This window comes from Streptomyces sp. 3MP-14 (assembly GCF_006334905.2).
GTDB classification, from domain to species: domain Bacteria; phylum Actinomycetota; class Actinomycetes; order Streptomycetales; family Streptomycetaceae; genus Streptomyces; species Streptomyces triticirhizae.
Window position 1 is genome coordinate 124,355 of record NZ_VDLZ02000009.1, and the last position, 19,126, is coordinate 143,480.

The window sequence follows — 19,126 nt, forward strand, 5'->3', positions numbered from 1 at the left end:
GGCATGGGGAGCACCGCCGCTCATCCGGCCTGGACGGGCAGTCCTGGCCGGCCTGGTTGGCCGGACGGGCCTGGTTGGCCGGACGGGCCCGAGGGACCCGACGGGCCGGCGGGGGCCGCCGTGGGGCCCGAGGCCAGGGCGGCCCTGCGCTGGCTCGGCGGGATGGCCCGGGGCCGGCGCTCCATGGGCACCAGCGGCGAGGAGCAGAAGGCGCAGCGGTCGCCGATGAGGGTGAGGCCGCACCAGTGGCACGCCTCCTGCCGCATCGAGCTGACCATCTGGTAGAGCAGCGAGACGTCGGGCACGGCGGCGGCGAACTCGACCAGCTTGCCGGTGGCCCACCAGGCGGCCGACTCGCCCGGCAGCGGCACCGGGTGGAGCGCCTGGACCTGCCAACGCCTGGCCAGGGTGCCGGTGACCCACTCGCTGCCCAGGGAGCCGGTGGCGTAGGTGAGCGAGGTGGAGAACTGCGGCCCGGTGAGCGTGGCGCCGCCCTCGGGGCGGACCAACTGCGGCGTCGGGCCGGCCAGTACGGCGCAGGAGCGGCCCGAGGGGCGGGGCCCTTCCTGGGAGGCGGGCAGCGTGACGGGGACCTTGGCGAGCTTGCTGCCGGAGGCCAGCAGGGCGCCGGCGTAGATGTAGTGGGCGAGCAGCCGGGCGGAGGCGCCCAGGACGCCGGGGCTGAAGTCGCAGACGGACAGCTGGCGCAGCTGACGGATCAGCACGGCCGTGCCCAACGGGGGCAGGGCGCTGGGCAGCAGCGCCATCCGGTCGGTCTCCAGCATCGCCCGGACCGCGTGCAGCCGTTGCACGGTGGGCAACGGGGTGGTCGTCGGGTAGACCGCTATCAGATAGCCGTGCTGGTCGAGGGCGCGACCGATCTCGTCCAGGGCGGCCGGGAAGTCCTGTTGGTCCGGCGGCGTGAGGACATGGGCGCCCGGGGTGTGCTGGTCGGTCGGGGGCAGCACCAGGTCGGCGCTGGTGACCGCGATGGCGATCGACATCCCAACCCCCTTGTGCCGTGTGGCGTGTGTGCTGAGGACCCGTCTGCTGTCCTGCGTTCTCTGCCCGTTGGGCAGCCTATCGACTCCCACCGACGGCGGAACACCACCGACCGCGACCGACAGTTCACGAACGCTTCGGCGCGCTTCTCGTCCGGTCCTGTCCAGACCATTGACAGCCCCCGCTGGTCTGGACCAATCTGCTGCTCGACGGTGGCCACCGTTTCCCCCCGTGACACCTCTCGTTCCTGGCCGGCCCCAGGGCCCGTGCCAGGACCGGGAGTTCCCCCCACATCTGCTGACGGAGGCGAGCGTGGACAGCTTCACTTCGCACGAGAACCGGCACCAGTCCCCACCCGAGCAGGCCGAACGCGCCGAACCCGCCGCGCAGTCCGCGCGCGCCGCGCACCGCCGGCGCCGACGGCCGGCGCTCCGGCTCGGCGCGGCCGTCGGGGCCGGGGTGCTGCTGGCGGCCGGCCTGGTCGGCGCGGCCTCGGCGGTCGGCGCCGGCGCCGACACCTCCGAGTCCCCGGCGCCGGCGCCGACGGCCGTGCCCGCGCACACCCTGACCGGCTACTGGCACAACTTCGACAACGGCTCCACGATCCTCAAGCTCGGCGAGGTCTCGCCGCAGTACGACATCATCGCCGTCTCCTTCGCCTCCTCAACGGCCACGCCGGGACAGATCGACTTCGAGCTGGACCCGGTGCTCGGCTACGGCTCCGAGCAGGAGTTCAGGGACGACATCGCGGCCAAGCAGGCCGAGGGCGTCGCCGTGGTGCTGTCCGTCGGCGGCGCCGAGGACCAGGTGACGGTGAACGACGACGCCTCGGCGAACGCGTTCGCCGAGTCCGCGCTGGGCCTGATCGACGAGTTCGGGTTCGACGGGATCGACATCGACCTCGAACACGGCATCAACGCCACCTACATGTCGCAGGCCATGGAGGCCATCCACGCCGGCGTCGGCGACGACCTCGTGTACACGATGGCCCCGCAGACCCTCGACATGCAGAACACCACCAGCGAGTACTTCCAACTGGCCCTGAACACCAAGGACTTCCTCACGGCGGTCCACACGCAGTACTACAACAGCGGCTCGATGCTGGGCTGCGACGGCCAGGTGTACTCCGCCGGCACCGTGGACTTCCTCACCGCGCTGGCCTGTATCCAGCTGGAGGGCGGCCTCGACGCATCCCAGGTGGGCCTGGGCGTGCCGGCCACGCCGAACGCCGCCGGCTCCGGCTATGTGGACCCGCAGGTGGTCAACGACGCGCTCGACTGCCTGGCCCTGGGCACCAACTGCGGCTCCTTCGTGCCCGACCAGACCTACCCGGGGCTGCGCGGCGCGATGACCTGGTCCGTCAACTGGGACGCGCACGCCGGCAACGCCTGGTCCGACACCGTGGGACCGCACGTCGACGGCCTGCCGTAACCCGTGCGGCCCCCGGACCGCCACCCGGACCGCCGGCCCGAACGCCCGCCCGTCGGTGGGGCGTTCGGGCCGGCGCCGTTCGAACCCGGCCGAACCTGCCGAACCGGCCGAACCGGCCGAACCGGCCGAACCACCGGCGGCCGGCCGTCAGAAGAACGTGCGCAGCAGTTCGACGACGGCGCCCTCCGCGTCGACCACCGGGATCATGGGCCACTTGTCGAAGATGGTGCACGGGTGCGACATGCCCAGCGCCACCCACTCCCCCACCGCCGGCAGTTCGGCGTCGTCCGCGCCGCGCAGGAAGGCGTGCTGGTCGGCGAGCCGGGCCACGGTCAGCCCGGCGCCGGGCCGGGCCGCGCCGTCGGCCGCCCTGACCTCGACCACCTCGGGCAGGCCCAGGTCGTGGGCGATGTCCCGCTTGCCGGCGTTGAGCAGCGCGAGCCCCGGCTCGGGCCGCGAGACGACCTGCGCCCACAGCAGGAACGCCGGCCGCAGCGCGCCCTCGTCCGGCACCCGCACGAACGGGGTCACTTCCCGGTACCGCCCGTGGTCGTGGCTGACATAGGCGCCGGCCCGCAGCATCCGCAGCACCGGCCGGGACAGCGGCGGCAGCGCCGCGAAGGACTCGGCCAGCACGTCGAACCAGGCGCTGCCGCCCGCGCTGACCACGATCTCCGCGCTCTCGTCGAACCGACCCTCGGCGTCGAACCGGGCCGCCAGCGCGCCCAGTTGGTCCAGCCAGGCGCGCACCGAGGCGGCGTCCGCGCCCGGCAGCTCGCCCTCGTACCCGGCGACGCCGACCAGCCGCAGCGTGCCCGTCCGGGCGACGGCGTCCGCGACGGCGGCGGCCGCGTCCGCGTCCCGCACCCCGCTGCGGCCGCCGGGGGTGCCCAGCTCGACCACCACCTCCAGCGGCCTGACCGCCCCGGCCGCCCGCAGCGCGGCGTCCATCAGCGCGACGCCCGCCGTCGAGTCCACGTAGACCACGCAGCGGAACGCGGGGTCGGCGGCCAGCTCCCCGGCCAGCCAGCGCAGCGCCGCCGCGTCGACGACCTCGTTGGCCAGGAAGATCCGGCCGACCCCGAACTCCCTGGCCACCCGCGCCTGGTGCGGCACGGCGAGGGTGATCCCCCAGGCGCCGAGGGCGAGTTGCCGGTGGAAGAGGGCGGGCGCCATCGACGTCTTGCCGTGCGGAGCGAGGACCAGGCCGTGCCGGTCCGCGAACGCGGCGAGGGTGCGCAGGTTGTGCTCCAGCGCGTCGGCCGAGGCGGTCAGCAGCGGGGTGGTGAAGCCGCCGGTGCGGAAGTCCCGGCGCTGCGCGGCCAGTTCGCCGACGGTGAGCCCGGCGGCGTCCGGCGGCAGCCCCTTGAACCGGCTGTCCACGATCTCCTGCGCGAGCTGGTCGAGCGGACCGGCCATGCGGCGACTCCCGGGTCAGGGGGCGGGTCGCCCCGACCCTATGCGCGCCGCCGGCACGCTGCCACCCCGCCCGACCTGCCCCTGGGCCTCCGCCGGCGCCCGGAACGACGCGACGGCCGGCAGCGCCGCCACCGCCAGCGGCACCGCGTCGGCCACCGCCAGGTCCCTGGCCGCGTACGCCCCGTCCCCGGCCGCCGTGCTGACCCGCACCGTCGCCAGGCCGAGCCGCCGCTGGAGCGGGGACTGCCGGACGCACACCCCGCTGACCGCGCCGCGCCGCAGCGCCGAGGTGACCCGGGACAGCGCGCCGGCCCGGAAGACCAGCCACGGTCCCGTCACCGCGTGCCCCAGCGCGCGGTAGCCGGCGTAGGCCACGCCGAGCGCCAGCGGCCCGAGCACCAACAGCACGACCAGCCAGGCCCGTTCGCCCAACGGCGCCGCCGCAAGCCCGGCCGCGCCGGTGACCCACAGCGCCCAGGCCAGCCGCCGCCGCGCCGCCGACCTCGGATGCCGGACGAGCGGGGCGGCGAACGGGTCGTCGCCGAGCACCTCGGCGGCCACCCGCAGCGCCACCCGGCGCGGCCCGCGCGGCAGGATGGTCACGCCCTCGCTCCACCAGAAGACGCCGGTGGTGATGAGGCTGGTGTCGGTGGTGCCCAGCCAGCGCCACAGCAGCGGCTCGGAGAGCGAGACCCCGCGCGTACGGGACTCGTCGCGCGCCACCTCCCGGGTGCGGAACAGGCCACGGCTGGTGCGCAGCACGCTGCCGCCGTCCTCGCCCGGCTCCCGGGTGAGCCGGAAGTGCGCCTGCCCGGTGAGGAACTGGCCGCCCATGCCGACCGCGCCCAGCACCACCATCCCGGCAAAGCCGGCGGCCACCGACCCGGCCGTGCCCAGGCCCAGCGCGTCCCGCGCCGAGTCGAGCCAGCCGCCGGGGTCGCCCCCGAAGGCGCCGGCCGTGAAGTACGCGCCCCACAGCAGCCCGATGGCCGTCACCAGCCCCCAGATGCCGAACATGTTGTGCACCACCCAGCGCCAGTCGAACTCGGCCAGCGCGGGCGCCTCATCCGTGCGCTCCTCGGGCGCGCCGGTCAGCTCCCGCCGCAGCCGCTCGGCCGCCTCCCGGGAGAGCGCGTCCAGGGTGAGCGCCGACTCCAGGGCCGTCGTCGTCTGGCCGGCGCCGACGGTGACCCGGCGGACCCCGGCCAGCCGGTGGATCAGCCGGGCGTCCGCGTCCACGGTGCGGATCAGCTCCCGGGCGACCGCCCGGTGGCTGCGCACCAACAGGCCGGTGCGGCGCTCCAGATGGGTCTCGGTGACCCGGTACCTGGTGGTGAGCCAGCGCACCACGTCGCCCCCCGCGCCCCACAGCCCCCAGGCCGCCAGCCCCAGCAGCGGCCAGACGGTCATGGCGTCCCTGGCCTCGAAGAGGAACAGCGCCACGCCGCCCGGCAGCATCGACAACACCACGCGCAGCGCGTCCGCCCAGATCAGCCTCGGGTCCAGCCGCCGCCACGGCACCTCGGCCGCCGAAGGACCGGCCGAAGGACCGTCCGCCGGCGCCCGGGCCGTGACCCCGCGCGCCGGAACATCCCGCGCCGCCTCCGCCGCGCTCATGTCGCGTCCCCCGGCGTGCGCCGAGTGATCTCGGCGAGCCGGTCGGCGGCGGCCCGCGCCACCTCCGGGTCGAGCCCCCGGATCGCGATGGCCCCGCTGGAGGACGCCGTGGTGACCACGAGGGTGGCCAGCCCCAGCAGTTGCTCGACGGGGCCGCGCACCGTGTCCACCGTCTGGATGCGGGAGACGGGCGCGATCCGCCACTGCCGCACGATCCACCCCTCGGCGGCGAAGACCGCCTCGGGCGTGCTCTCCCAGCGGTGCACCCGGTAGCGCCACAGCGGCATCACCACGGTGTGCAGCGGAACGAGCACCGCCGCCGCCAGCAGCAGCGGCCCGGTCCACGGCCTGGCCGCCGACCAGAGCGCGTGCGTCGCCCCCAGTGCCGCGACGAGCGGCAGCGTCCAGGCGAGCGCCCGCGCCGCCCACAGCGCGACGGCGCGCCGCTCCACCCGGTGCAGCGGCGGACGGAGCGCCACCGCGTTCGGAGCGACGGGCGGTCCTTCACCCACCGATGGCGGGACGGTTGGATTCATCATGAGACACAGCGTCCCACACCAGAACGAGATGTTCCACCCCGGAACAGGCTCGCCCCATACTTCGCGCACTTACTATGGAGCGCATGGCAGCGACGGTCTCCTCCACCTCGGGAACCCTCGCCCGCACCCGCCGGGCGATCCTGGACGCGGCGATCGAGGTCCTCGCCGAGGACGGGTCCGCCTCGCTCGGCGATATCGCCCGGGCCGCCGAGGTCGGCCGCAGCACGCTGCACCGCTACTTCGCCGACCGCTCCGCGCTGATCAACGCCCTGCTGGACGACTGCGCCGAGGCGACCCAGCGCGCGGTGGACGAGGCCAGGCTGGACGACGGCCCGGTCGCCGACGCGTTCCGCCGGCTGGTGCGGGCGATGTTCGACCTCGGCTACCGGGTCAACTTCCTCTTCAACGAGGTCACGCTCTCCAACGCCGAGTGGGGCGAGGCCGGCTGGGAACGGGCCCATGTCCCGATGGTGGTGCTCTTCCAACGCGGCCAGCAGGAGGGCTACTTCGCCCCCGAGATCGAGCCCGAGTGGTTCGTCCGCTCCCTGTGGTACCTGATCTCCGCCGGCTGGGAGGCGATGGCCGAGGACGACCTGCCGCGCCATGTCGCGCTGGAGCGGGTCACCAGGACCCTGGAGGGCGGCATCCGCCAGCACCACGACTGACCGCTCCCACCCCCGAGCGGCCCCCTCGGGTGGGCGAAAACACAGGGCGCCCACCGTTACACGGCCGTAAGGTAACGAGCATGATGCAGGTGATCCAGTCAACCAAGCTCGCCAACGTCTGCTATGAGATCCGGGGCCCGGTTCTCGACGAGGCGCAGCGGCTGGAGGCGGCAGGTCACCGCATCCTCAAGCTCAACACCGGCAATCCCGCCGCCTTCGGCTTCGACTGCCCGCCGGAGATCCTGGAGGACGTCCTGCGGAACGTCGCCGAGGCGCACGGCTACGGCGACGCCAAGGGCCTGCTCTCCGCCCGCCGCGCGGTGATGCAGCACTACCAGACCAAGGGGATAGACCTCTCCGTCGAGGACGTCTACCTGGGCAACGGCGTCTCCGAGCTGATCCAGATGTCGATGCAGGCCCTACTGGACGACGGCGACGAGGTGCTGGTCCCGGCCCCGGACTACCCGCTGTGGACGGCCTCCGTCGCGCTGGCCGGCGGGACCGCCGTGCACTACCGCTGCGACGAGCAGTCCGACTGGATGCCGGACATCGCCGACATCGAGCGCAGGATCACCGACCGCACCCGCGCGTTGGTGATCATCAACCCGAACAACCCCACCGGCGCCGTCTACGACGAGGAGATGCTGCGCCAGCTCACCGACGTGGCCAGGCGCCACCGGCTGGTGGTCTGCTCCGACGAGATCTACGACCGCATCCTCTACGACGGCGCCACCCACACCTCGACCGCCCAGATCGCCCCCGACCTGCTGACGCTCACGTTCAACGGGCTGTCCAAGAACTACCGGGTGGCCGGCTTCCGCTGCGGCTGGCTCGCGGTCTGCGGCCCCAAGGACCACGCCACCAGCTATATCGAGGGCCTGACGATCCTGGCCAACATGCGGCTGTGCGCCAACATGCCGGCCCAACACGCCGTCGCCGCCGCGCTGTTCGGGCGCCAGTCGATCGAGCAGCTGGTCCTCCCCGGCGGCCGGATCAAGGAACAGCGGGACGTCGCCTACGAGCGGCTCACCAGCATCCCCGGCGTCACCTGCGTCAAGCCCAGGGGCGCGCTCTACGCGTTCCCCCGGCTCGACCCCAAGGTGTACAAGATCAAGGACGACCGGCAGATGGTGCTCGACCTGCTGCGCGCCGAGAAGATCATGATCGTGCACGGCACCGGGTTCAACTGGCCCGAGCCCGACCACTTCCGCGTCGTCACCCTGCCGCCCGCCGACGAGTTGGGCGATGCGATCGACCGGATCGGCAACTTCCTGGACGGCTACGCCCAGTTCTGACCGTTCGGCCCCGCTCGTCCGAGCGGGCCGAACGCCGCCCGTCCGAGCGGGGTGAACGGCGCCCGTCCGAGCGGGGTGAACGGCGCCCGCGCCGAGCGGCGCCGTCCACCCACGGCCGGATTCGCCTGGCTGCCCGGACGGGTCAGCCGGCCGTCCGGCCGTCGAGCCGGGCCACCAGGGCCCGGTGTTCCTCCCACAGCCCCTCGGGCGTGTGCGCGCCGTAGGTCGCCAGGTGCTCGGGGATCAGCTCCGCCTCGGCCCGCCACGCCTCGGCGTCCACCTCCAGCAGCAACGCCCGCTGCTCGGCGGTGAGTTCGAGCCCCTCGATGTCCAGCTCGCCCGGTCCGGGAAGCCGCCCGACGGGCGTCTCGACGCCCTCGGCCCGGCCGTCGAGCCGGTCCACGATCCACTTCAGCACCCGGATGTTCTCGCCGAAGCCCGGCCAGACGAAGCGGCCCTCGTCGTCCTTCCTGAACCAGTTGACATAGAAGATCCGGGGCAGCGCCGCCGGGTCCTTCGCCCGCTCGCCCATCGCCAGCCAGTGCGCGAAGTAGTCCCCCATGTGGTAGCCGCAGAACGGCAGCATCGCGAACGGGTCCCGGCGCAGCTCGCCCACCGTGCCCTCGGCGGCGGCCGTCTTCTCGGAGGCGACGTTGGCACCCAGGAAGACGCCGTGCCGCCAGGACAGCGACTCGGTGACCAGCGGCACCGTGCTGGCCCTGCGGCCGCCGAAGAGGATCGCGGAGATCGGCACCCCGGCCGGGTCCTGCCACTCGGGCGCGATGGTGGGGCACTGCGCGGCCGGCACCGTGAACCGCGCGTTGGGGTGCGCGGCCGGCCGGCCCGCGTCCGGCGTCCAGGGCTGGCCGCGCCAGTCGGTGAGCCGGGCCGGCGGCTCCTCGGTCATGCCCTCCCACCACACGTCGCCGTCCTCGGTGAGCGCGACATTGGTGAAGACGGCGTTCCCCCACAGCGTGCGCATCGCGTTGGCGTTGGTCTGCTCGCCCGTGCCGGGGGCCACCCCGAAGAAGCCGGCCTCCGGGTTGATCGCGCGCAGCCGTCCGTCCTCGTCGAACCGCATCCAGGCGATGTCGTCGCCGACGGTCTCCACCCGCCAGCCGGGCAGCGAGGGCCGCAGCATGGCGAGGTTGGTCTTGCCGCAGGCCGAGGGGAACGCCGCCGCGACATAGCGCGGCTCGCGGTCGTCCGGCGGGGTCAGCTTGAGGATCAGCATGTGCTCGGCGAGCCAGCCCTCGTCGCGCGCCATCACCGAGGCGATGCGCAGCGCGTAACACTTCTTGCCCAGCAGCGCGTTGCCGCCGTAGCCGGAGCCGAACGACCAGATCTCGCGGCTCTCGGGGAAGTGCGAGATGTACTTGGTCGTGTTGCACGGCCAGGGCACGTCCGCCTCGCCCTCGGCCAGCGGGGCGCCCACCGAGTGCACCGCCCGCACGAAGTCGCCGTCGTCGCCCAGCTCGTCCAGGACCGCCGAGCCCATCCTGGTCATGGTGCGCATCGCGGTCACCACATAAGCGGAGTCGGTGATCTCCACACCCAGCGCGGACAGCGGCGAGCCCAACGGGCCCATGCAGAACGGGACCACGTACATCGTCCGGCCGCGCATCGCGCCCCGGAAGAGGCCCGTCTCGCCGGCGAAGATCTCCCGCATCTCGGCCGGGTCCAGCCAGTGGTTGGTGGGCCCGGCGTCCTCGGCGCGCTCGGAGCAGATGAACGTGCGGTCCTCGACGCGGGCGACGTCGCTCGGGTCGGAGAGGGCGAGGTAGGAGTTGGGCCGGCGGGTGGGCTCCAGCCGACGGAAGGTGCCCCGTGCCACCAGCTCGTCGCAGAGGCGGTCGTACTCCTCCTGGGAGCCGTCGCACCAGACGACCTGGTCGGGTTGGGTCAACTCGGCGATCTCGGCCACCCACGCCAGCAGTCTCGCGTGCCGGGTGGGGGCCTGGGCGGCGACGGGAGCTGAGGTCAGCATCGCGTTCGCTCCTGAGGGTTGAGGGTTTGAGGGTTGTTTCCGCGTGGTCCCGGGGCACGCCCCGGCCAGCGCTGGCGCCCGGTCGGTCGCGTCGCACCGCGCCAACCCGACACCGGCCGCTCATCCGAAGGGATGGGCCGCTCATCTGATACTGACCCGACTTCTCGTCTGTGTCTAGAGCAGCTCAGATGAGCAGCCCCAAGGCATGGCAAAACCGCCTTGACGGACCGGCCGGATCTGGGAGTCACTATCATTTGAGAATCACCCCATGAGCCACCCGCGTAGAGGGCGGCGGCCCGACGAGAGACGAACCGGATGTCCATGACCGGCCCCCGCGCCCCGCGCCGCTGGTGGGCGCTGGCCGCGCTCGGGCTGATCTCGCTGACCCTGGGCTTCGACCTGACGATCCTCAACGTCGCGCTGCCCACCCTCTCCGCCGACCTGCGCATCGGCACCGACGAACAGCAGTGGGTGGTCAACGCCTACCTGGTGGTCAACGCCGCCGCCGTGCTGCCCGGGGGCCTGCTCGGCGACCGCTTCGGGCGCCGCCGCACCCTGCTGGTCGGGCTCGGCATCGTGCTGCTCGGCTCCGCGCTCGGCGCGCTGGCCGGCGGCACCGCCCAACTCCTCGTCGCCCGCGCCCTGATGGGCCTGGGCGCCGGGCTGATCGTGCCGCTCACCGTGGCGCTGCTGCCCACGTTCTTCCCGCCGGCGGAACGCCCCAAGGCGCTGGCCGTGCTGGCGACCACGTTCGCCGCCGGGATGCCCATCGGGCCGCTGGTCGGCGGCTGGCTGCTCGACGAGTTCCCCTGGGGCGCGCTCTTCCTGGTCAACCTGCCGGTGCTGGGCCTGGCGGCCGTGGCCTGTTGGCTGCTGCTGCCCGAGTCCAGCGACCCGGACGCGGCCCGCGTCAACCCGCTGAGCACCGCGCTGCTCGCGCTCGGCATCGGCTCGTTGCTCTACGCCGTCATCGAAGGCGCCGAACGCGGCTGGGACCGGCCGCTGATCCTGCTGACGCTCTGCGCCCCGCTGCCGCTGCTGACCTGGGCCCTGCTGCGGGAGAGCCGGCGCCGCCGCCCCATGGTGGACCTGCGGCTGCTGCGCGACCCGGCGTTCGGCTGGCCCGTCCTCTTCAGCGCGCTGGCCAGCCTCATCCTCGCCGGGCTGCTGTTCTTCCTGCCGCAGTACCTCCAGGCGGTGCGCGGCCACGACTCGTTCGCGACCGGCGTGCGGCTGCTGCCGCTGCTGGCTGGGCTGTTGCTGACGGTGCGCGGCTGCGGGCCGCTGGTGCGGCACTTCGGCACCGGGGCCGTGGTCGCCAGCGGCCTGGTGATGCTGTCGTTCGCCGGCTTCCTGGGCAGCTCGGTGCTGGCCGACGCGGGCGAGGGACAGCTCGCGATCTGGCTGGCCATCACCGGGCTCGGCCTGGGCCTCGCGATGGTGCCCGCGGTCAACGCGGCGATGAACGCGCTGCCGCCCGACCGGTTCGGCATCGGCTCCGGGATGCTGAGCACGATGCGGCTGCTCGGCTCGGCGCTGGGCGTCGCGCTGCTGGGCAGCCTGCTGGCCCACAGCTACCGCAGCGGGCTGCGCACCGAGGGGCTGCCGCCCGAAGCCGCCGAGCAGGCCGGCAGGTCGGTGACGGCCGCCCACCAGTGGGCCGAGACCCTCAACCACCCGGAGCTGGCCGACGCCGCCGACGCCGCCTTCACCCACGCCACCAGCGTGGCCCTCTTCGTCTGCGGCTATCTGGCCCTGCTCTCCGGCCTGTTGGCCGCCTGGCTGCTGGCCAGGAGCACCCCCGCCTCGGCCACCAGGCTCTCCCAGGCGGGGCTTCCCCACGCCGAACCGGACACCGGAGGCTGACCGCGATGAACGCCACCTGCGCCGTCTCCCCGCTCGGCCTGCGGGAACGCAAGAAGCTCCGCACCCGGCGGGCCATCAGGGACGCCGCCTACCGGCTCTTCGCCGAGCAGGGCTTCGACGCGACCACGGTGGACCAGATCGCCGCCGCGGCCGACGTCTCGACCAGCACGTTCTTCCGTTACTTCCCGACCAAGGAGGAGCTGGTCCTCAGCGAGGACGCCTCCGTCCGCCCGCTGAGCGAGGAGCTGGCCGCCAGGGCGGCCGAGGAGCCGCCGCTGACCGCCCTGCGGAACGCGCTGCACGCCGGCGTGGAGCGCGCCAGGTCCGACCCGGGCGCGCTGCGCAGGGCCAGGCAGCGGATGGAGCTGATCGCGTCCGTGCCGTCGATCCGCGACCGGCTGCACGAGGCGATGGCCGGCCCCGGCCGGGCCGCCCTGGCGAGGGCGCTGGCCGCGCGCACCGGGCGTGGTCCCGACTCCCTGGAGACCAGGGTCCTGGTCGGCGCGATCCTCGGCGCGTTCCGCGAGGCGCTGCTGCACTGGGCCGCCACCGAACCGGACACCGACGTCACGGAACTCGTCGACCGCACGATCGACGCCCTGACCCGCGACCTGACGGCCGCACGACCCGACGGCCCGACGTCCTGAGGAACGGGGCGCGGGGAACGGGGCGCGGGGAAAGGGGCGCGGAAACGGCGTCTTCCTCCCTCGGCGGTGGCCGAGGGCTACCGCCGTCGCCTGCTCACCTGACGCCCCGCCACGGTCCCGCTGACGTGGTGGTGCGCTGTGAGAGATTGGGGCGCATGAACCGGTTGGCTGGTACGACCTCGCCCTATCTCCTCCAGCACGCCGCCAACCCCGTGGACTGGTGGCCTTGGACGCCGGAGGCGTTCGAGGAGGCGCGGCGTCGCGAGGTGCCCGTGCTGTTGAGCGTGGGGTATGCCAGCTGCCACTGGTGCCATGTGATGGCGCGGGAGAGCTTCGAGGACCCCGAGGTCGCGGCGTTCCTGAACGAGCACTTCGTCGCGGTGAAGGTGGACCGCGAGGAGCGTCCGGACGTGGACGCGATCTATATGGAGGCCGTGCAGGCGGCGACCGGGCAGGGCGGCTGGCCGATGACGGTGTTCATGACGGCCGAAGGGGAGCCGTTCCACTTCGGCACCTACTACCCGCCGCGCCCGCTGCACGGGCTGCCGTCGTTCCGTCAGCTGCTGGAGGGCGTCGTCACCGCCTGGCGGGAGCGTCGGGGCGAGGTCGGCGAGGTGGCCGCCCGGATCGCCGGCGAGCTGGCCGGGCGGCGGCTGGACTACCGGGCGCCCGCGCCGCCGGGCGAGAACGAACTGGCCCTGGCCGTCGGCGCGTTGACCGGCGAGTTCGACGAGCGGCACGGCGGCTTCGGCGGGGCGCCGAAGTTCCCGCCGTCGATGGTGCTGGAGTTTCTGCTGCGGCACCACGCGCGTACCGGGTCGGGCGAGGCGCTGGCCATCGTGGAGCGCACCTGCGAGGCGATGGCGCGCGGCGGGATCTACGACCAGCTCGCGGGCGGCTTCGCCCGCTACTCGGTGGACGCGGCCTGGGTGGTCCCGCACTTCGAGAAGATGCTCTACGACAACGCGCTGCTGGCCCGCGTCTATCTGCACCTGTGGCGGGCCACAGGATCGGCGCTGGCGCGGCGGGTCGCGCTGGAGACGGCCGACTTCGTGGTGCGCGAACTCGGCACGCCCGAGGGCGGGTTCGCGTCCGCGCTGGACGCGGACAGCGAGACGTCAGACGGCGGGCACGCCGAGGGCGCGGCCTATGTGTGGACCCCGGCGCAGCTGGCCGAGGCGCTCGGGCCGGAGGCCGGGGCCGAGGCGGCGGAACGGTACGGGGTGACCGAGGCCGGCACGTTCGAGGGCGGCACCTCGGTGCTGCGGCTGCCCGGCGAGGCGCCGCCGGCCGAGGCGCGGGACCGGCTGCTCGCGGCCCGCCGCGAGCGGCCGGCCCCCGAGCGGGACGACAAGGTGATCGCCGCCTGGAACGGCCTGGCCATCGCGGCGCTGGCCGAGGTCGGCGGCCTGCTGGAACGCCCCGACCTGGTGGCCGCCGCCGCCCGGGCGGCCCGGCTGCTGCTGGACGTGCACCGCGACGACGCCACCGGCCGGCTGGCCCGCACCTCGCGGGACCGCGTCGCCGGAACGAGCGCCGGGGTGTTGGAGGACTACGCCGACCTCGCCGAGGGCCTGCTGGCGCTCTACGCGGTGAGCGGCGAGGCGGCCTGGCTGACGGAGGCGGGGGCGCTGCTGGAGGTGGTGCTGACCCGGTTCACCGGCGAGGACGGCGCGTTCTGGGACACGGCCGACGACGGGGAACGGCTGATCCGCCGCCCCCAGGACCCCACGGACGGCGCGACCCCGTCCGGCTGGACGGCGGCCACCGGCGCGCTGCTGAGCTACGCCGCCTACACCGGCAGCGACCGTCACCGGGCGGCGGCGGAACGGGCGTTGGGCATCGTCACGCCGCTGGCCTCGGGCGCGGCGCGGTTCGTCGGCTGGGGCCTGGCGGTGGCCGAGGCGGCGGTGGACGGGCCGAGGGAGGTGGCCGTCGTCGGGCGGGCGGACGACCCGGCGACGGAGGAGCTGCACCGCGCGGCGCTGCGGGCGACGGCGCCCGGCGCGGTGGTGGCCAGGGGCGAGCCGGGTGCGGCGGACGCCCCGCCGCTGCTGGCCGACCGGCCGCTGCGGGACGGCCGCCCGGCGGCCTATGTCTGCCGGGGCTTCGTCTGCCTTGAGCCGACGACGGACCCGGGGCGGCTGACGGAACAGCTGGCGTAGCGCGGGGGCGCCCGCCCGCCGCCGGCGGAGCCCCCAGGGCCAGTAGGCTGAACACGGCAGCGCTGCAACTGTCGAGGCCCGGCTCGCTCCTCGGAGGAGGTACCCCGTGACCGCCGAAATGGTGACGCCCGCCTGGATGCACACCCAGATCAGCGCGGAGCAGTACGACTCCTGGCCCGAGGAACAGTGCGCCGGCATCGAGATCGTGGACGGGATGGTCGTCGTGAGTCCGAGCGCATCCAAGCGGCACAACCGGCTGGCCCGCGTCCTGGCCAACGCCCTGGACGCCGCGTCGGGCCCGGAGTGGAACGCCGACACCGACATCGACGTCCGCCTCCAGGACGTTCCCCTCGTCAACCGCCGGTCGGACGTTGTCGTCTACCGTGCGGAAACGATCGATGTCACGCCCACCCGTCCCGAACACGTGCTCCTGGTCGCCGAGGTCGTCTCACCCGGCTCCGAGACCACCGACCGGATCGTGAAGGTGAACCAGTACGCCACGGCCGGCATCCCCTTCTACTGGCGGGTCGAACAGGCCGCCACCGGTGTCCCGATCGTCTACACCCACATCCTCGACCCCGCCAGCAAGGCCTACCGGGACGGCGAGATGTTCACCGGCGCGGTGAAGACCACGACACCCTTCCCCGTCGACGTGGACCTGGGAACCATCTGACGGCCCCCGCCAGCCGCTCCCGCCCCGCAGGCCGCAGGCGCCCGCCGTTCAGCACGCCGCGGGGACCTGCGGTGGGCGGCGGCCGGTGGTGGCGCGGAGGGTGACGGCGAGCGCGACGAGGACGACGCCGAGCCAGACCGCGCCCGAGACGCCCGTGTGGTCCGACAGCAGGCCGCCGGCGAGGGCACCCAGGGCGATGCAGGTGTTGTAGGCCATGGTGTTGAGCGACATCGCGGCCTCGAAGGTCTCGGGCGCGGCGGCGAGCGTCATGTTGATCTGGCTGAGCTGGACGACGCCGAAGGCCACGCCCCACAGGGCCATGGCGGCGATCACGCCGGCGGCGTGCGCGCCGCCGGTCAGCAGCAGGACGAGCGCGCCGACCAGGGCCAGGCCGCCTCCGACGAAGCTGCCGCGCGGGCTCCTGGCGACGGTCTGGCCGCCGACGAAGTTGCCGACCGCGCCGCCGACGCCGAAGACGATCAGGACGACGGTGACGAAGCCGACGGAGGCGGACGCCCGTTCCTCCAGGTAGGGCCGGACGAACGTGTAGGCGCCGAAGTGGCCGAGGACGAAGAGCGCGACCATGACCAGGACCACGCGCAACGGCACGTTCCTGACCGGCAGTTCGAAGACCTCGCGGACCGGGACCGCGTTCGCCGACGGCAGCGAGGGGACGGCGAGGGCGACGGCGAGGAACACCAGGGCGCTGAGCCCGGCCCAGATCAGGAAGGTGGCGCGCCAGTCGGTGGCGCTCTCCAGCAGGGTGCCGAGCGGGATGCCGACGACGGTGGCGACGGAGATGCCGGACATCACGACGGCGGCGGCCCGGTTGGCGTGCCGCTCGGGGACGATCCGCATGGCCATGCTGACGCCGATGGCCCAGAAGACGCCGCTGGCGAAGCCCATGACCAGGCGCGTGCCCAGGATCAGCGGGTAGCCGGGCGCGACCGAGGTGATCAGGTTGCCGACGGCGAGGACGGCCAGCAGCGCGGTCAGCAGGCGGCGCCGGTTGACGCGGCGGGTCCACGCCACGAGGAACGGGACGCCGAGGCCGGCCGCGACGCCCTGCGCCGTGACCATCAGGCCCGCCGCGCCGACGGAGACGTCGAGGCTCTCGCTGAGCGGGGTGAGCAGGCCGATCGGCATCAGCTCGGTGGTGAGGAAGACGAACAGACTGGCCGTGATCGCGGCCACGCCCAGCCATCCCCGGGCCGGGGACGCGGGCCCGGGCGCGGCGACGGCCGGGGGTGTCTCTTCTCGAACGGTCATCTCGTCTCTCCGCAAGGGGGTCGGATGCCGCACCCGGGCACGTCGACGAGGCCCGATCGGCGGCCTCCCCCGGGAAGTCACCCTGGGAACACGGGGCCGCGTGCGGTCGCCACCAGTCTCGGACCGGACCGATCAATGAGTCCAACACATGCTTGTCACGCCATGCATCTCATATCACGATGGATCGATGGAACTTCAACAGCTGCGGTACGTGGTCGCGGTGGCCGAGACGAACAGCTTCACCAGGGCCGCCCAACGCTGCCTGGTGGTGCAGTCCGCGCTCAGCCACCAGATCGCGCGCCTGGAGCGGGAACTCGGCGCACGGCTCTTCGAACGCACCAGCCGCCGGGTCAGGCTGACCCCGGCGGGCACGGCCTTCCTGCCCGCCGCCCGCCAGTGCCTGGAGGCAGCGGAGCTGGCCGCCGCCGAGGTCGCGGCCACCGTCGGCGAGGTGCGGGGACGCCTCACGGTGGGGCTGATCCCGTCCGTCGCCGCGGTGGACGTCCCGGCCGCGCTCGGGGAGTTCCACCGGCGCCATCCGAAGGCCCGGATCAGCCTCAGCGTCGGCGCGAGCGACGAACTCGTCGAGCAGGTCAGACAGGGCGAGATCACGGTCGCCTTCCTCGGCATCCCGGTCACGGCCAGCCCCCGGGGCGTCAACGCCCGCGAGCTGGGCCGGGAGCGACTGGCCGCCGTCGTCTCCCCGGACCATCCGCTCGCCGGCGAGACCTCGGTCGACCTGGCCCGACTGTCCTCGGAGGCGTTCGTCGACCTGCCGGCCAGGACCGCCGGCCGGGCCCAGTCGGACCTCGCCTTCGCCGCCGCCGGCCTCACCCGCGAGGTCGCCTTCGAGGTGACCAACGCGGACTACCTGGTCCGGCTGGTCCGCGCGGGGCTGGGCGTGGCCCTGCTGCCGCCGTCGTTCGTCGCGGGTCTGACGGGACTGGTCACGATCGACATCACGGACGCGCCGGCCCGCGCCGAGTATGTGATCTGGGGCCGGGAGGGCCACACCCCGGCGGCCGACGCCTTCCTGGAACTGCTGGGCGTCGAGCCGGCACGGTAGCGGTCGCGCCGGGCGCCGGCCGCGTCCGTTGCGCGCCGGGGGAACGGCCCCTGCCGCCCCCGGACATGGCAGCGCCCCCCTCGTGTGCCCGGGGAAACGAAATGAGGGGGGCGTGGGCGGATCGGCTCTTCGGGCGGGGTCAGGCCTGGTACGGCTTGGCCTCCAGCACCTTCACCCTGGCGGTGCTGCCGTTGGGCAGCTCGTAGGAGCCCTCCTGGCCGACCTTCTTGCCCAACACGCCGCCGCCGAGCGGGGACTGGGGCGAGTAGGTCTCGATGTCCGAGGTGGCGAACTCCCTCGACGCCAGCAGAAAAGTCATCGTGTCGTCCTCGTCGCCGTCGAAGGCGATCGTCACGACCATGCCGGGGGCCACCACGCCGGTGTCGGCGGGGGCCTCGCCCACCTGTGCGGTCTCCAGGAGCTGGGTCAGCTGGCGCACCCGCGCCTCCATCTTCCCCTGCTCCTCCTTGGCGGCGTGGTAACCGGCGTTCTCCTTGAGATCGCCCTCTTCACGAGCCGCCTCGATCTTCTTCGCGATCTCGACGCGGGCAGGACCCGACAAGTGATCCAGCTCCGCCTTGAGCTGGTCATACGCCTCCTGGGTCAGCCAGGTGACAGTGTCGCTGGTCTGCGTCACAGGTGCTCCTCGGGTAGCAAGAGGGGATAAAAACAAGGCCCGTCCCGGACGTGTGCGCTCCTGGGCGGGCGGATCATCGATCGAAATATCGACTCTAACAACGAAACGGTCGATGTGCGGAAGGATTACCCTGCGCGCTGAGCCACAAACCCGGGACGGGTTGTGGCCGAACGCGGGGCTCCCTGACGGCCCGTCACCGCGTCGCCGGCGCTATTCCTCCTGGCCGGCCGCCGAGCAACCCATCAGCTCGGCCGAGGTGGCCCGGCCCGTGGTGCGGAGGGTGACCGCCTGGTGGAGGCTGTCGTCCGGCTGGTCGAAGCGGAACTCGCCCCGCCCCACCTCCAGGCCGTCCTCCGCCTGCGCCCGCACCGTACAGACGCCCTCGGTGTCGGCCGGTTTGCGGACCGCGAGGTGGACGCTGATCTCCGCGTCGGAGGTCACCTCGAAGCCGGTCAACTCGCCGGTGACCCGTTGCTCCCCGATATAGGAGAAGCCGGCCCAGGCGACGAAGGCGACCAGGGCGACGCCCAGCACCAGGCCGACCAGCCGCAGCCGGCGGTCCGTCGCGCCGTCCCGGGAGGTGGCGCGTCCGTAACGGCCCTCCGGCAGTCCGGGGTGCGTGCGGGACATGGCGGCCTCCTCTCGGTCTCGGCTCGGGCCAGGCCACGCCGGAGTCCTCCGGCGTCGCCAACGTCCACGGGGCGACGGCCGGGGAATACCGGCACTCGCTCCATCCGTCACTATAGAAGGCGTCTCCAGGGCCGAGACGACAGGATCGAACGACGAGGATTCCAGTCTTGACAGCCGTGACAGCCGGGGAAGCCGTGACACCCGGGACAGAGCAACTG

Annotated in this window: 16 protein-coding genes; 8 read left to right on the forward strand and 8 right to left on the reverse strand. The window is 73.5% G+C overall.

Annotated elements, in window-relative coordinates; genetic code table 11:
* Positions 1-20 precede the first annotated feature (20 nt).
* The gene (locus FH609_RS16565) at positions 21-1,004 is read right to left on the reverse strand and encodes a hypothetical protein (protein WP_226961761.1); all 984 of its coding nucleotides are present in this window, start codon (positions 1,002-1,004) and stop codon (positions 21-23) included.
* A gap of 457 nt (positions 1,005-1,461) precedes the next feature.
* Here FH609_RS16565 and FH609_RS16570 point away from each other — a divergent pair, with 457 nt between their 5' ends.
* Positions 1,462-2,433: a chitinase gene (locus FH609_RS16570; RefSeq protein WP_226961758.1), complete on the forward strand. Its 972-nt coding sequence runs from the start codon at positions 1,462-1,464 to the stop codon at positions 2,431-2,433.
* A 147-nt stretch (positions 2,434-2,580) separates the two neighbouring features.
* On the opposite strand, the gene FH609_RS16575 is transcribed toward FH609_RS16570, so the two are convergent.
* Genes FH609_RS16575 through FH609_RS16585 form a run of 3 tightly spaced genes read right to left on the reverse strand, consistent with a single transcriptional unit; the run spans position 2,581 to position 6,008 of the window.
* Positions 2,581-3,852 carry an alanine racemase gene (locus FH609_RS16575; RefSeq protein WP_139668262.1) on the reverse strand — a complete coding sequence of 424 codons (1,272 nt, stop codon included), beginning with the start codon at positions 3,850-3,852 and terminating at the stop codon, positions 2,581-2,583.
* A gap of 15 nt (positions 3,853-3,867) precedes the next feature.
* Positions 3,868-5,469 carry a PH domain-containing protein gene (locus FH609_RS16580; protein ID WP_139668264.1) on the reverse strand — a complete coding sequence of 534 codons (1,602 nt, stop codon included), beginning with the start codon at positions 5,467-5,469 and terminating at the stop codon, positions 3,868-3,870.
* Positions 5,466-6,008, reverse strand: coding sequence for a PH domain-containing protein (locus FH609_RS16585; RefSeq protein WP_226961729.1), 543 nt, complete (start codon positions 6,006-6,008; stop codon positions 5,466-5,468). The genes FH609_RS16580 and FH609_RS16585 overlap by 4 nt, the downstream gene beginning before the upstream one ends.
* 83 nt (positions 6,009-6,091) lie before the next feature.
* Between FH609_RS16585 and FH609_RS16590 the strand changes: the two genes are divergently transcribed.
* Together FH609_RS16590 and FH609_RS16595 are read left to right on the forward strand one after the other, a co-directional pair.
* Positions 6,092-6,673 carry a TetR/AcrR family transcriptional regulator gene (locus tag FH609_RS16590; protein WP_193317914.1) on the forward strand — a complete coding sequence of 194 codons (582 nt, stop codon included), beginning with the start codon at positions 6,092-6,094 and terminating at the stop codon, positions 6,671-6,673.
* Positions 6,674-6,756: 83 nt separating this feature from the next.
* A complete protein-coding gene (locus FH609_RS16595; protein ID WP_139668549.1) occupies positions 6,757-7,968 on the forward strand; it encodes a pyridoxal phosphate-dependent aminotransferase in 1,212 nt (403 codons plus the stop codon).
* 142 nt (positions 7,969-8,110) lie between these two features.
* Here the strand turns inward: FH609_RS16595 and FH609_RS16600 are convergent, their stop codons facing one another.
* Complete coding sequence (locus tag FH609_RS16600; protein ID WP_139668268.1) at positions 8,111-9,955, reverse strand: phosphoenolpyruvate carboxykinase (GTP); 1,845 nt, start codon at positions 9,953-9,955, stop codon at positions 8,111-8,113.
* Between the two features lie 315 nt (positions 9,956-10,270).
* Here FH609_RS16600 and FH609_RS16605 point away from each other — a divergent pair, with 315 nt between their 5' ends.
* The 4 genes from FH609_RS16605 (at position 10,271) to FH609_RS16620 (ending at position 15,306) form a co-directional block, all read left to right on the forward strand.
* Positions 10,271-11,821 carry an MFS transporter gene (locus tag FH609_RS16605; RefSeq protein ID WP_139668270.1) on the forward strand — a complete coding sequence of 517 codons (1,551 nt, stop codon included), beginning with the start codon at positions 10,271-10,273 and terminating at the stop codon, positions 11,819-11,821.
* A 5-nt stretch (positions 11,822-11,826) separates the two neighbouring features.
* The gene (locus tag FH609_RS16610) at positions 11,827-12,468 is read left to right on the forward strand and encodes a TetR family transcriptional regulator (protein ID WP_139668272.1); all 642 of its coding nucleotides are present in this window, start codon (positions 11,827-11,829) and stop codon (positions 12,466-12,468) included.
* Between the two features lie 155 nt (positions 12,469-12,623).
* On the forward strand, positions 12,624-14,633 hold the full coding sequence (locus tag FH609_RS16615) for a thioredoxin domain-containing protein (protein WP_139668274.1): 2,010 nt from the start codon (positions 12,624-12,626) through the stop codon (positions 14,631-14,633).
* Between the two features lie 106 nt (positions 14,634-14,739).
* The gene (locus tag FH609_RS16620; protein ID WP_139668276.1) at positions 14,740-15,306 is read left to right on the forward strand and encodes a Uma2 family endonuclease; all 567 of its coding nucleotides are present in this window, start codon (positions 14,740-14,742) and stop codon (positions 15,304-15,306) included.
* A 48-nt stretch (positions 15,307-15,354) separates the two neighbouring features.
* On the opposite strand, the gene FH609_RS16625 is transcribed toward FH609_RS16620, so the two are convergent.
* On the reverse strand, positions 15,355-16,575 hold the full coding sequence (locus FH609_RS16625) for an MFS transporter (RefSeq protein ID WP_139668278.1): 1,221 nt from the start codon (positions 16,573-16,575) through the stop codon (positions 15,355-15,357).
* Positions 16,576-16,762: 187 nt separating this feature from the next.
* Here FH609_RS16625 and FH609_RS16630 point away from each other — a divergent pair, with 187 nt between their 5' ends.
* A complete protein-coding gene (locus tag FH609_RS16630) occupies positions 16,763-17,641 on the forward strand; it encodes a LysR family transcriptional regulator (RefSeq protein WP_139668280.1) in 879 nt (292 codons plus the stop codon).
* Positions 17,642-17,780: 139 nt separating this feature from the next.
* Here FH609_RS16630 and greA read toward each other — a convergent pair whose 3' ends face one another.
* Positions 17,781-18,278: a transcription elongation factor GreA gene (gene greA, locus FH609_RS16635; protein WP_139668282.1), complete on the reverse strand. Its 498-nt coding sequence runs from the start codon at positions 18,276-18,278 to the stop codon at positions 17,781-17,783.
* A 210-nt stretch (positions 18,279-18,488) separates the two neighbouring features.
* Positions 18,489-18,908 (reverse strand): DUF4307 domain-containing protein, encoded by a 420-nt coding sequence (locus FH609_RS16640; protein ID WP_139668284.1) that lies wholly within the window; start codon positions 18,906-18,908, stop codon positions 18,489-18,491.
* Between the last annotated feature and the right edge of the window lie 218 nt (positions 18,909-19,126).

What these genes read in the sequence shown, in the direction of transcription:
- FH609_RS16565 (WP_226961761.1), bottom strand. Translation starts at nt 1,004, where the DNA reads ATGTCGATCGCCATCGCGGTCACCAGCGCCGACCTGGTGCTGCCCCCG.
- FH609_RS16575 (WP_139668262.1), bottom strand. Translation starts at nt 3,852, where the DNA reads ATGGCCGGTCCGCTCGACCAGCTCGCGCAGGAGATCGTGGACAGCCGG.
- FH609_RS16580 (WP_139668264.1), bottom strand. Translation starts at nt 5,469, where the DNA reads ATGAGCGCGGCGGAGGCGGCGCGGGATGTTCCGGCGCGCGGGGTCACG.
- FH609_RS16585 (WP_226961729.1), bottom strand. Translation starts at nt 6,008, where the DNA reads ATGATGAATCCAACCGTCCCGCCATCGGTGGGTGAAGGACCGCCCGTC.
- FH609_RS16590 (WP_193317914.1), top strand. Translation starts at nt 6,092, where the DNA reads ATGGCAGCGACGGTCTCCTCCACCTCGGGAACCCTCGCCCGCACCCGC.
- FH609_RS16595 (WP_139668549.1), top strand. Translation starts at nt 6,757, where the DNA reads ATGCAGGTGATCCAGTCAACCAAGCTCGCCAACGTCTGCTATGAGATC.
- FH609_RS16600 (WP_139668268.1), bottom strand. Translation starts at nt 9,955, where the DNA reads ATGCTGACCTCAGCTCCCGTCGCCGCCCAGGCCCCCACCCGGCACGCG.
- FH609_RS16605 (WP_139668270.1), top strand. Translation starts at nt 10,271, where the DNA reads ATGTCCATGACCGGCCCCCGCGCCCCGCGCCGCTGGTGGGCGCTGGCC.
- FH609_RS16610 (WP_139668272.1), top strand. Translation starts at nt 11,827, where the DNA reads ATGAACGCCACCTGCGCCGTCTCCCCGCTCGGCCTGCGGGAACGCAAG.
- FH609_RS16615 (WP_139668274.1), top strand. Translation starts at nt 12,624, where the DNA reads ATGAACCGGTTGGCTGGTACGACCTCGCCCTATCTCCTCCAGCACGCC.
- FH609_RS16625 (WP_139668278.1), bottom strand. Translation starts at nt 16,575, where the DNA reads ATGACCGTTCGAGAAGAGACACCCCCGGCCGTCGCCGCGCCCGGGCCC.
- FH609_RS16630 (WP_139668280.1), top strand. Translation starts at nt 16,763, where the DNA reads ATGGAACTTCAACAGCTGCGGTACGTGGTCGCGGTGGCCGAGACGAAC.
- FH609_RS16640 (WP_139668284.1), bottom strand. Translation starts at nt 18,908, where the DNA reads ATGTCCCGCACGCACCCCGGACTGCCGGAGGGCCGTTACGGACGCGCC.